The sequence below is a fragment of the Pseudomonas syringae genome, from assembly GCF_000737245.1.
GTDB lineage: Bacteria > Pseudomonadota > Gammaproteobacteria > Pseudomonadales > Pseudomonadaceae > Aquipseudomonas > Aquipseudomonas syringae_J.
Genome location: NZ_JPQU01000046.1, coordinates 1 through 12982, shown reverse-complemented (window position 1 = coordinate 12982; position 12982 = coordinate 1). Strand labels below are relative to the sequence as shown.

The 12982-nt window shown below is 47.4% G+C and carries 7 protein-coding genes and 2 pseudogenes; 5 read left to right on the top strand and 4 right to left on the bottom strand.

The annotated features are described in order from the left end of the window. Positions 1-53: 53 nt before the first annotated feature. Complete coding sequence (locus IV01_RS08655; protein WP_032629898.1) at positions 54-2702, top strand: MGH1-like glycoside hydrolase domain-containing protein; 2649 nt, start codon at positions 54-56, stop codon at positions 2700-2702. 36 nt (positions 2703-2738) lie between these two features. Beyond that, positions 2739-2828, top strand: a pseudogene (locus IV01_RS27525) (hypothetical protein); the annotation flags it as partial. Positions 2829-3080: 252 nt separating this feature from the next. On the opposite strand, the gene IV01_RS08660 reads toward IV01_RS27525, so the two are convergent. The 4 genes from IV01_RS08660 to IV01_RS08675 form a co-directional block, all read right to left on the bottom strand. Beyond that, positions 3081-4970: a hypothetical protein gene (locus tag IV01_RS08660; RefSeq protein WP_154232242.1), complete on the bottom strand. Its 1890-nt coding sequence runs from the start codon at positions 4968-4970 to the stop codon at positions 3081-3083. 455 nt (positions 4971-5425) lie between these two features. Then, entirely contained in the window at positions 5426-6778 is a 1353-nt protein-coding gene (locus tag IV01_RS08665) for a hypothetical protein (RefSeq protein ID WP_032629895.1), read from the bottom strand. Continuing rightward, positions 6775-8889, bottom strand: a complete 2115-nt coding sequence (locus tag IV01_RS08670; protein WP_032629894.1) for an ATP-binding protein — start codon at positions 8887-8889, stop codon at positions 6775-6777. Before IV01_RS08670 ends, IV01_RS08665 begins: the two co-directional genes overlap by 4 nt. Before the next feature lie 819 nt (positions 8890-9708). Continuing rightward, the gene (locus tag IV01_RS08675; RefSeq protein WP_032629893.1) at positions 9709-10683 is read right to left on the bottom strand and encodes a DNA cytosine methyltransferase; all 975 of its coding nucleotides are present in this window, start codon (positions 10681-10683) and stop codon (positions 9709-9711) included. An 80-nt stretch (positions 10684-10763) separates the two neighbouring features. Between IV01_RS08675 and IV01_RS08680 the strand changes: the two genes are divergently transcribed. The 3 genes and pseudogenes from IV01_RS08680 to IV01_RS08690 form a co-directional block, all read left to right on the top strand. Then, entirely contained in the window at positions 10764-11948 is a 1185-nt protein-coding gene (locus tag IV01_RS08680; RefSeq protein ID WP_032629892.1) for a restriction endonuclease, read from the top strand. 7 nt (positions 11949-11955) lie between these two features. Next, entirely contained in the window at positions 11956-12417 is a 462-nt protein-coding gene (locus tag IV01_RS08685) for a very short patch repair endonuclease (RefSeq protein ID WP_032629891.1), read from the top strand. 153 nt (positions 12418-12570) lie between these two features. Next, positions 12571-12982: pseudogene (locus IV01_RS08690) on the top strand (IS5/IS1182 family transposase); the annotation flags it as partial.

Genomic DNA, 12982 nt, shown 5'->3' with positions numbered 1-12982 from the left:
ATAACAAACCACGAGGTCTGGATTTTCCAACATTAACGTGCCGGGAAGTGATGATGGCTGCCGATCCAAAGCAGTACGCGTTGTTGAAGACGACCGAAGGTTTGCGCCTTGCCAGCGAGGATGTGGAACGGTGGCGTGAGTGGGGGCCGTATCTGAGTGATCGGCAGTGGGGCACAGTTCGGGAGGACTACAGCTCCGATGGAAATGCATGGGACTACTTTCCCCATGATCATGCCCGCAGTCGTGTTTACCGTTGGGGGGAGGATGGGCTGGCCGGGTTTTCCGACAAGTCTCAGCACTGGTGCATTGGCCTGGGTTTGTGGAATGAACACGATCCCATCCTCAAAGAGCGTTTGTTTGGCCTGAACAATGCTGAAGGCAATCATGGCGAAGACGTGAAGGAATTGTACTTTCACCTCGACGGCGTCCCGAGCCATGCGTATATGCGCATGCTCTACAAGTACCCGCATGGGATGTTTCCCTACGATGATCTGGTGGCAGAGAACGCCAGGCGTGGGTTGAATGATCCTGAGTATGAAATCCTCGACACCGGCGTATTCAACGACAACCATTATTTCGACGTCACTGTGGAGTACGCCAAGCACACTCCGGATGATGTCTTTATGCGGGTGACGATAACCAATCGCTCCGATCTGGCAGCACGGGTGCATGTACTGCCGCAGTTATGGGCCCGTGATACCTGGAGCCGGGCACCGGGTACCGAGCGCCCTGCCCTGTCATTGTCTGATGACACCATCAGTGCCCGGCATCCGTCAGAAGCCGATAGACACGCCACGGCCTGGGGGCCGCACGCCTGCGACTGGCTGTTCTGCGAGAACCGCAGTAATACCCCAAAACTTTTTGGCGAGCCCGCGCCCGGCCCCTTCAAGGACGGGATCGGTGAATACCTCATGAACGCTAACCCCACTGCGATTCGCAGAGACAACGGGACCAAAGTCGCCGCGCATTTCGTCCTGCAAATGGAGGGTGGCGCTTCTGAGGTGGTGTACTTGCGTTTCGCCCCCGCCGGAGCGGCGCGGGTGAATGCACGCAAGTTGTTTGAGACGCGCCGCGCCGATGCCGATGAGTTTTATGACGCGTTGCAGCATGCATTGCCCGATGCCGATGCTCGCAATGTTCAGCGCCAGGCACTGGCTGGATTACTGTGGTCAAAACAGTTTTATTACTTCGACGTCAAAACCTGGCTCGCTGGCGATCCCGGAGAGACACCGCCGCCTGAACGCGCGCAAATACGAAACAACCAGTGGCATCACCTGTACAACTTCGACATCGTCTCGATGCCGGACAAGTGGGAGTATCCCTGGTACGCGTCATGGGACACGGCCTTCCAGGCGGTCGCGTTTGCGTTGATTGACCTGGACTTCGCCAAGGATCAGTTGCTGCTATTGGTCAAAGACCGCTTTATGCACCCCAACGGTCAGATACCGGCTTATGAATGGTGCTTCGACGACGCCAACCCGCCGGTGCATGCCTGGGCATCCTGGCGCGTGTACCAGATGGAAAAGGCCCAGACGGGCCAAGGCGACGCCGCGTTTCTTGAGCGGGTTTTCCACAAGCTGCTGCTGAATTTTTCCTGGTGGGTGAATCGCAAGGACAGCGAAGGCCACAACATTTTCCAGGGTGGATTTCTCGGTCTCGATAACATCGGCCTGTTTGACCGTTCTGCCGCCTTTGCGCCCGGCTATCAATTGGACCAGGCCGACGGAACCGCCTGGGTGGCTGGCTATGCCCTGGACCTGATGCGCATGGCGCTGGAATTGGCACAGCGCAATGACGTTTACATCGACATCTCGGTGAAATTCTTCGAACACTTTCTGTACATCGCCGGTGCGATCAACCAAGTGGACAGCGTGGACGTCGAAGGGCTCTGGAATGAGCAGGACGGCTTCTTCTATGACGTATTGCACCGTCCTGACGGCAGCCGTGAGTCGGTGCGGCTGCGATCATTCGTGGGCTTGATTTCGCTGTTTGCCGTGCGTGTGCTGGAGCAGAGCGAACATGAAGGGCTCAAAGGGCTGCGCGAACGTCTGCTGGGTTTCCTCCATCATCGTCCGGACCTGGCAGCGCTAATCTCGCGCTGGACCGAACCCGGAAAAGGCAATCGTCTGTTGTTGGCACTATTGCGCGGGCAACGGACCAAGGACCTCATCAAGCAAATGCTTGATGAAAACGAGTTTCTCTCGCCGTTTGGTGTGCGCTCGTTGTCACGCTTCTACGCAGAGAATCCGTTCAGCATGCAAATCAACGGCAACACGCTGTCGGCGGATTACCAGCCTGCCGAGTCCGACTCGCGGCTGTTCGGCGGCAACTCAAACTGGCGCGGCCCGATATGGATGCCGTTGAATTACATGTTGATCGAATCACTGCGTGAGTTTCATCGCTATTACGGTGAGAACTTTTCCGTGGAATACCCCAGTGGCTCGGGCTATCTGGCTTCGCTGGACGAAGTGGCTGAAGGTTTAAGTCAGCGCATCTGCGGATTATTCCTGCGCAACAGTGAAGGCAATCGACCTTCCATGGCCAGCTATCCACAACTGGAAATCGATCCACAGAGCCTCGACCTGGTGTTGTTCCACGAGTATTTTCACGGCGAGAATGGACGCGGCCTGGGCGCCTCACATCAGACAGGCTGGAGCGCGCTGGTTGCGCTGCTGTTGCAACCCGGGGCCAGGCCTGAGTGATCGGACCCGCAAAACGAGGCCGAAGCATCGCGCGACAGCGGAATCATGGACTTGAAGAAAGAGAAGAACTCCTTTGAGAAGCGGGTTATTGAATACCAGAACGGCGGTGCGCTTAGCTGGGATTGATATCCGGGCTGCATTGCAGCGGTAAACAGAAGGCCAGAAGCATGATGCTTTTGGCTTTTTTATTGCCCGGGAATGATACGCAGAACCTGTAGGAGCGATCACACGCTACCAAGCTTCGAATAAAGGCCGGCCTGGAGAGGTTGTATTTTTTGTGGATAACTGTGAACAGCACATCTGAGATGCGCAGCCATGACAAAACTTATCTTAGCCATAACTAATAACCGCTATAACTCGAAAAACCGCTGATTAAGCCTAAGAATAAAAAGACATATCATCTACGATTGATTCTTTGTGGATTCGAATCACAATACCTGACTCCTGAATCTGAAAGCTTGGCACCTCAACACTTAGTAGATTTCGCAAGGGATACTTAATGGCATCAGAAATTAATTCATTAGCAACATCCCGCTTTGATCTAACATAACTCTGGCCGCCCTTTACATTACTCCAAACCGGCACAAACCCCCCAATCAAAATATCACTCAAATACAATAAATCTACAACATAAACATCTCGTCCCTTAGGTGTTTTCAAATTCAAACCGGTAAAGTAATTATGATTTGTGACTATTAAGAGCAAGAGATCTGCCTCTTCAAATACAAAACCGGGAATCGGATTAAGACGACCAGATAGGAAATCAAACCGCTTATCTAACTGAGACAACGCGCCGACAATGTGATTTTCAGTAAATTGATACGCATCTCGTCGACATTCTGGTTTGACACTACACTTGGCCTCACACAGCACCCATGTTGAACCCCAAACATTGAACATACCATCAATCTCAGGTATCCCTTTTTTAATATCTTGATTGAGCTTATAAAAGGACCTAGCCGACTTCTCAATTACGTCTCTCAACAAGCTTTCGAAAAAATATCCTTTATCTGAAAAACCTTCATTATTTATAAAAACGTCTTTTCGAACCATTATATGATCAACAACTTTCTCAACAGAAAGAGACATAATGTGAGAAGGTATAATGTAGTACTCTCTTCCCACCATAAAAACGCCAGAATTAGGACTTGGTCCGTTACGATTTAGATCAGAGACGAACAAATCGATCAATTTAATCTCGCTCCGTTTTAAATTCAAAATTTTTCCGAGCCTATACAAACTAAGAGCTTGAACTTTAGCTACCTTCCCGCGCCTTACCCGCCCTGTATTATCCGCATTAAGTTTTTGAGCGTAAGCAAGCAAAGAAAAGAGGCAATCAATCAATTTTCTAATTGTAAAATAGCAGCCTTCATAACAACAACGCCCATCAACAACGTACATCAACTCCAACAATTTTATTACTTTGAACCTCCTCAACTCAAATTCAAAGCTCTCACTATTTGTCATATCAAACGTGACTATTGAGCTTTCAACCTTACTTAAACCGCTGCGCTCCATCAGAAGCAATAGATCGCCGCCATCCTCATGAGCATTGTAAAATCTATAGTTTAAATCTCTGTATATCTCTAAACTCCTCCATCGTTGGTCATACCACTCCATATAATATGTAGCGCGCCCGACAAACCTCTCAAGACTCTTCGCGGAGACTTCAGGACTTAAACTAGTAACTTCTATCGGGATACAATTACCGTGGGCAACCTCCTGAACAAACCCTTTTAGAGATTCATAATGAGCCATATGTTTCCAGAATTCAGCAATCCCACTCTCATCGGTAGTACCTTCGATACACAAACTAGATCGCTTAGAAACAAAATATAATGCCGACATTAACGTAGATATGAGATGTCCAGACTGTGATTGCAGAACACTTTCAGGATAAAAGCGCCCATCTACACTTGTGCCAAATACTTCCATCCTCAAAACAGACGTTTCCAAATAGGCGAGCATACTTGACACATTGAGATCGGTAACACAGCTGGCCGCGTGCGTGTATGACTGCCCTGCCTTAGAAACACCCCACTTGATAAAGTGTGCCCTATTCGAGGAAGCTATCTGCAGAGGGCTAGAAATTACATGTTGCAAAAGTTTTTCGCGAAACTCATCATCGAGTGAAAATACTTTGCCCGATAAAAAAAAAGCGGCCCCGTCTCTGTCTTCTTGTACAAGCGCAAAAATCGCTTCATTACTGGTAGAATTACGAATTTTTTTTGCACGAGCATATGTTTCAGTGCTAAAAATGTAGTGCATAAACTCCACCGCGCGCTTAAAAAAAGAACGTAGAATTTGATATTACGGTACTGCTTCAGCAATACAAAACGATCAAACTTAACATTTCCGTGCTCCTATTCTGAAACTTAGACGAATTCTAAAGAATCTGAGATCCAGTAACGTACAGTCCTTTGCCATTAGCGCCCTATCCTAAAACAATAAAACCTTCAATAATTAAAGTGACTACTTAACGCTTTTATGAGCTTCGTGTACCTCGCGACCCAAACTCTTAACATGTAATAGCTAATACCGAAATCAATACAAATTCAGCCTTGAAAAACATGCAACTACTTAAAACCAGCTCGACTTCAATTCGAATAAGTCGTATTTTGTGTCTCGAAGTACTAGGCATGCACGAAGTCAGGATAAAAATTAAGCATTACATGAACCTCAAACTAAAGGTGAGGCTCATGAAGCACTGAGGCACCACGTGGTTAGTATAATGAAAATCGCATAACGCCCGGCCTACGCGCATGGGTAGCATAGTGATGACTCAATTCTTCAAGAGTTGCTCTTCGCAACCTCAATTTAGGTACCGCATGCAATAAATCTGTAGTAGGTTTAGCAAAAAATCTATTACTTGAAATCAACAGACAATAGTCTTTCACACCGTCCCCCACATCAATAGACAGCACGCCAACGTCAAAAATTGAAAGATTGGAGTACTGCCTTTTGCTCTTGCTGTAATAGAACGATCTAACAGAATCTGAGTAGGGTATTAGAACACCTAAAAGATATCGATAGCTGCCAACTTTACCTTGAACATCATCACACTCAGGAGTCAATGTGACAACACATGGTGAGAGAGAGTCCATGAATTTTTTATCAAACTTCTGAGCTGGTAAAAAGAACTCCTTTACCAAAACATCGTTACAAGTCTGGCCCCACAACTCCAACTGATGAGCATCCCATGCCCCTCTATCTATAACTGACACGACTCCCCGGGTAGACGGAGAATTTTTAGATGAACTACTTAATGTTGAGACTAGATAATGAGCATTCAAAGCTGATTTAGATACAAGATTGCTCTTACCAAACTGCTGCCCTAGGAGCTCATTGAGAGATTCGACATTCTCAAAAGATATGTGAAGGCGATCTTCCAAGATAGGTAATAACGCGACGTCCATCGCGGCAACTGGAGCTATAGCTGCTTGCGCTTCACCCACCGCCTCAGTAGACAAGTATGCCAATAATTGATGCCAATTGGTGAGAGGGTCACTAGGGGACTGCTGATGAGCTAAATCAAACAGCCTATAGGTAGAACGAATCGCAGCTTGCGATACTCGCTCCTCCCATGAAATTGATAATAATAACGCGCCACAGCTTTCAATAGCCTCATTTAGCTGAGTCAATATTTCAGGCAGACGGTCCGGATATTCTTCTAAACCAAGAACCAACCCTTTATCCATACAACCATATGCGACAGGAGCCACACATTCATTATCTTTCGCACGCGCGACTATGTCTTCAAACACTACTTTCGCGTCATCGGGAAACTTTGTCCAAAAAATAAGTACATAAGGGCCGTCACAGACAACTTTTTTTAAGCAGGCAATGATAGCTAGCGCCTGCTGGGCCATATTATTCATACCGCCATCAACTAAATGAATATCAGTAAAGACGATCCTTATTCCATTGTATGGATTTGGAGGAGTAGGTTTAACAGTTCCGAAGTCATAAAGGAATGGCATGACCCAAAAACCGCTGGAGACCAGCGCAGAGTAAATTTTATCGAGATGGGATTGCTCATTATCAATTGCAGCTACACGAACGAATTGAGGAATCATTTTTCTTCCTTGAATTGGAAAATCACGGCAGCACCATTGTACGCATCAGAAAACTCAAAATCTTCACGTAACTCATCCGCAGTACAGAGAACTAAACTCCCGCCGATGGACTCCATCACCATCTTTGAATAATAAAGCCCCAACCCCATTCCTTCTGCTCTGTTAGAAACGAATGGAGTGCCGAGCTGATCAAATGGAAGCTCGAACCCAGGACCGTTATCAACTACAACCAATGACCCACATCTCCGCTCACTGTCCCAGTTAGAAGTAATAAGAACTGCACCCTGATGGTTTTTCTTTTGCGCTTGGTAACGTGCCCAATAAATCGCATTATCAATTATATTATTAATAGCCCCCATGAGAAGATTTAACGGCCCGCTGATAGGAAAAGAAATTCCGCCATCTGAAAGATGATTAGACAATACTAGGTCATGCCTTTTAAAACGCCCGGAATTCATATCAAGAGCTCGCGCCATCAACTCTCTCACTGTAACTTTTCGAGATCTTTCCTTGTTGAGTAGCGGCTTGAATGTATCCAACAGCTTTCTAAGATTCGTCACTGTTTGCTCAAGAGTAGCTCTACCGCTATTGGCCTCAAGCTGCCGAGCTAGAGAGTCCACGCCGTGAACCATCTCGTGAAAAGCAAGAGACAAATTCAGTCCAGCCATACCAGAATTAAGCATTACGGTCCGATAACTATTAAGCTGAGATTGTAGCGAATCGACTACAGGCTTAATTTCCAACTCAAGATTATTCTTCTTAGCAATTTCTTTTAGTGCATCAAAAGCTTCTTCAACTGGGACTATCTTCGTTTCACCCTTGAGAGCCTTGTCGATTTCTTTACGATGAGGACCATGTAAACGCTCAAACTTATCGAAAACACTCAGAACAACTCGCTGTAGATTTTTATAGATACTATTTTCGTCGAAACCTTCTCGATTTGTTTTTTCTTTGAGGCCTGGGCTTTGCGCCAAGTTGAGATCAATATAACCTATTAAGCTATCTGTACCCAGCTTACCCGCTGGCCTATTGATACGACGGACATTTAATCCTAACCAATCGTCTCCGGGCTCACCGTAGTTAAAAACACGAACCTGATCTCGGTATATTCGTATACCTGACTGATATTTTAGCCAGTCGCTTATCAGCTTCGCAGATCCCAACTCTTTGAGAATTTCTGTTCTACGATGATAAGCATAGATTTTCCCTTTAATGGGACCTATTTGTGTAAGCATTTCAGGAGACAAAAATATCAAAGGTGGATCTTCCGACTCTTCTTCCCCTGAAACCTTAACCAACTCTAGCTTGTCGTTCACTTCCTTATCATCTGAGGGTTTTAGCCCCTTATAGGAGGGAGGACAAAAAGCATAACTCCAGGAGAAACAGCCGTCTTGCGACAAACTGAAATCGAAAGTCCACATAGCAGCATCTAACATCTGCTTAGCTGACGGAAGATCTTCGATATCTCCCTCACGCCCTGGCAGATATAGCTCCACTTCAAAGCTATCAATTTTATTTATTGGGTTTCCGAGCGAAGTTATGAGCCTATATAAGTCCCTAACCTCCCTTTTGCTCCACTCATCTCGAGCTAGATCCGTAATCACCAACTTAGTTCCAGATTTTCCGGCAAATATTTTTGGCTGTGAGTTTGTCGTAACCGACACTGAGAGCCCACTATCGAGGTATCTCCCTCCACCAATCAGATCATCCCAGGTGATGGTGAACTCTAATTCCTCACCATCTTGCTTCTTAGTTATAAGGTTTACAGTACCGCCTAACTTTTGAATTGCTAAACGCCCCACCCCTTTCTCTCCCAAAGGCAGTCGTTTGAACTTAGGAGATAGTTTCTTGCCTGTGCTTCCTCGTTTTGAGTCTGTTCCAACCTCTAACCATTTTGTCTCAATATCTTTTAAACTCATGCCGCAGCCGTCATCCTCGATAGAGATGAAAGGCACGAGACTTTCCAGACTTAATTCCACATCAACTTTGCTGGCATCAGCGTCATAAGAGTTTTTGACCAACTCAAAAACAGCTAATCTATCATGACCGATCAACTGATCCCCAAGAAGCTTTAAGATATGGGACTGCACACGAACTTTCAGATCAGTCAAACCTATGCTCCTTACATGCTTATGACGGCATGTGCAAAATCCATTAGTAATAACTCGTTAACCAAACGAGGTGTCGATCAAGGAATATTAGCTGTGATACCCGTTCCTAAGGATGGGCGAGCACCATAGCATCTGGCACCTTGCCCCATCCTAAGCCAGAATGCCAAGATAGCAAAACGGAATTATCTAGAGCAAGCATCCCATCAGCGGAATCGTCCACAAAGCCATGAGAAGCGCACAGTCCCAGTGCGGTCTCATGAAAGAGCGTTGCGAAGCACCAAGTTTTGGGCTGTTCAGTGAAGGAATCGAAAGCAGGTAATTTTTACCGCCTTTGGACTATTGAATATTTTCAACAGAGCCGCATCAAATCGGATGCATTCAGAAATTAAGATAATGGTTGATAAAAATATTAACACTGGGCCGCTAAAGCTTTCGCTGAGACACGAGCACTTTCTCAAAGTATTAGCTATTCACCCCACAATTATAAGATAGTGAAAAACTTAAATCAGTCTAATTCCAACCAAACCAAAATCTGGCATTTTCCCATACCTAAACTCATGAAAGCCTTAAGGTGATGAATGATAAATTATATCTCTAATACAATATCAAACCCGCTGGAGCAAAATAATTAATATTTCACTCAGCACTTATCAGAGTCAGGGCGACCATTGAAAAGTACGTTTGTCAATCAATTGACTTTGACATGAAATGCCTTAATCAATGGATAATTAAAGAGCAAACTTACTAATAACCCGAGCAAGTCCAGACTGAGGGCTCACTCGAATTAATATAACGCGCCATAACTCAATAGACCAGCAACTAAGCAACTATCTTCTCAGCTCTACGAGACAAAACATTCTCGACTATAGCTGTCATTACAGGAGAACATACCGCGTTCCCCATCAACTTCACTTTCTCACGCCTAGTCACGTCAGGGAATTGATAGTTCTCAGGGAAGCCCATAGCTCTCCGCAACTCATCGGGCTGAAGCATTCGCATGAAATGTCCATCCGTCGTAGCTTTTACATATGCGAAACGATCCACAGTTGTGATCGTTCTTAATGGCGCGTCAATCCGCTGCCACCCTCCTCCGCCATCCGTACCGTAGTACACTATCAAAAAATCTTTATATTTACCCAGTTCAGCTATTGCACGATCAGCTCGAGCCAAAGTTTCTGTAGCCCGGCCAGCTTTTCTCAACGGAGTCATCTTGTATCTATCAGAAAAATCTAATATATCCAACACATTTTTGCCAACTTTAATGGACGGATACACCTCATCTGGCATGCCCATAAGATCAGCAATCATAAAAAGTCGACGTCGGCGCTGAGCGACACCAAACTGGGATGCGTCTATAACCTGCTCGCGGACTTTGTAGTTTAATCTTCTGAGCTCCCCCATGAGCTCCTTATATCGCCCCCATGGTTTCATATGAACAACATTTTCTAAAGTAATCCATCTCGGCCTCAGCACCTCTGCATATCGAATTACTTGAAACGCCGTATCTTTACTTTCGTCTGATCTAGGCTTACTTCCTCGCGCACACGTGTGGTGGGTGCATTCGGGAGAGGAAATAAGCAGGTCGATTGGACCAGTTTTTTCTAACACTTCCTCTGGCGTTAACTTACGCAAGTCCCTTTGAAAGACATGAGCGCGCGGAAAATTAAGGCGAAAAGACTCCACAGCTGGCCCCCAGAGGTCTACCCCACCAACGATCTCAGCCCCACCGTCACGTGCCCCCAGGCTGCTTCCTCCCGCCCCACAGAACATGTCAAAAACGCGTATCGGATCCATTTTGCAGCCTTAAATTAATTCTCTAGCCAGGTTACCAGGTTCCAGGCACCATTCAAGACTGATGGCACTAGGATATCACGATGACTGGCAACCGGCTTTTCTCTGTTGATGAGCTTTCCAGCTCAGACCTGATGATTGATGCGCACTATGCAGGAAGCCGCCAAGGAAACTCCAGCGATGATCCTCTCAATAAGCTTCTGAATGTCAGCAATCAAGGTGGGTTTCGCATCAGGGGGAAGCGCAATAGCCCTAGCTTGATCGTTTTGCTCTCCAGCATGGAAGACCTTGACTGGCCCGATGAGATTGACCTATCAACAGGAACCTTCATCTATTACGGTGACAACAAAAAGCCAGGGCGCAAATTGGACGAAACCAATCGCTACGGCAACAATCTTTTAGAACTGATTTTCTCAAGGCACCACTCAGGCGAACGGCACCTCATCCCGCCCATCCTGGTCTTCACCAAAGCCGGCGTATATCGAGACGTGATTTTTCGTGGATTGGTAGTACCCGGACAAATAGGGAGCACCCACAACGATGATTTGGTAGCTGTTTGGCATACCAGCAAAGGTCAGCGTTTTCAAAATTACAAGGCTACTTTCACTATTCTTGATCTGCCCAGCATCTCTAGGAAATGGCTCGCAGAGATCATAGAAGGCCAGGCTGCGGCGGATAGTGAGCACGCACCTGTGGAGTGGCTCAAATGGGTCAAGACGGGCCAGTACATACCTCTAATTGCTAAACGCTCGCAGCCGATTTTGTCGAGCAAGGAGCAGCTTCCATCCACGAAGGAGGATATGAAGATGCTCACGGCGGTTCACGAATACTTCAAAGCCGACCCATACGTATTCGAAGCGTGCGCAGCTCACCTAGTCAGGGTATGCCTGCCAGATATTGTCGAGCTGGACCTGACGCGACGCTATCGCGATGGGGGCCGAGATGGCATTGGAAAGCTTCGGATAGGACGCGCAGCTTCAGCGGTCCTTGTCGATTTTGCGATTGAAGCGAAGTGCTATGGAGTATCAAATTCCGTCGGAGTACGCGAGGTCTCGCGATTGATCTCTCGCCTGCGACATCGCCAATTCGGGATCATGATTACAACGTCTTGGCTTCATGCTCAGGCTTACAAGGAAATTGTCGAAGATGGTCATCCGGTCATGATTCTTTCGGGTAAAGACGTTGTAGATTTGATCAGGCAAACGGGCGTCAACGATTGCACGGCTTTGGCTACTTGGTTGGAGTCGAGTTTCCCTTTGATAGGCTGACCTACAAATGTGCGCAGACGTGTTCAGGCCAGAGCAACGTTCCAAAGTGATGGCGAAAATCAAAGGAAAAAACACCAAGCCTGAGATGACCGTGAGATCGGTCTGCCACAGGCTTGGCCTTCGATTTCGACTGCACCGCAAGGACCTCCCTGGAAAACCCGACTTGGTTTTCCCAAGGCATCGCCTTTGCTTATTTGTGCATGGATGCTTTTGGCATCAACACCCAGGCTGTAAATACGCTTATCAGCCTAAATCACGACTAGGTTTTTGGTTGCCCAAACTGCAGAACAACGTGCTCCGCGACCACAAAGCGAAAGCTGACCTTGAAGCACTTGGCTGGAAGGTCGCGATAATCTGGGAATGCCAAACCAAAAACCTAGGCATGCTTGACGTGGAAATCTGCAAGCTGGTCGAAAAATGCTCAGAAGCGACATCTCAACAGACGACAACCGTAATTTCTCACGGCTAGATCCGTCTGGACTAAATGCGCACAAGCTTTCGATAATTTTCAGAAATGCCCTACAACGCTGCCCTTGCCCACCCCGCCATCCCCCCTCTAACCTTCGCCCCGCGCCTAAGGAACGCACCAGAAACTCAATGTAGCGGCCTGCCAGCTCCCGAAGGTCTGGTCAAGGGCGAAGGGTTTGCGGTTGACGCCAGCATCATCAAGGCAGATGCCAGTCGGCAACGTGGCGTACCCAGCGATGAAGAGGTCAACTGGAGCGATCCGTCGCTCAGTACTCGGGCCGTGCGTGAGTACCTTGAAGCGCTGGATGAAGAGGCTTTGGCCGAAGCACTACCCAAGCGCTTGTCGCTGACTGATGATCCGCTCGCTCGCTGGACAGCAGCGCCTGGAGGCCCGGCGTTATTCGCTTACTCGACGAACTACCTGATTGATGTCGAGCATGGTGTGATCATGGATGTGGAGCCGACCCCAGCGCATCGAACCGCCGAGGTCGCGAGCACCAAGACCATGATCGAGCGGGTCGAAGAACAGTTCGGCATCAAGCCGGATCGGCTCATCGGCGATACCG

Coding starts and splice junctions, on each gene's coding strand:
- IV01_RS08660 (WP_154232242.1), bottom strand. CDS start 4,970: ATGCACTACATTTTTAGCACTGAAACATATGCTCGTGCAAAAAAAATT.
- IV01_RS08685 (WP_032629891.1), top strand. CDS start 11,956: ATGTGCGCAGACGTGTTCAGGCCAGAGCAACGTTCCAAAGTGATGGCG.
- IV01_RS08675 (WP_032629893.1), bottom strand. CDS start 10,683: ATGGATCCGATACGCGTTTTTGACATGTTCTGTGGGGCGGGAGGAAGC.
- IV01_RS08665 (WP_032629895.1), bottom strand. CDS start 6,778: ATGATTCCTCAATTCGTTCGTGTAGCTGCAATTGATAATGAGCAATCC.
- IV01_RS08680 (WP_032629892.1), top strand. CDS start 10,764: ATGACTGGCAACCGGCTTTTCTCTGTTGATGAGCTTTCCAGCTCAGAC.
- IV01_RS08655 (WP_032629898.1), top strand. CDS start 54: ATGGCTGCCGATCCAAAGCAGTACGCGTTGTTGAAGACGACCGAAGGT.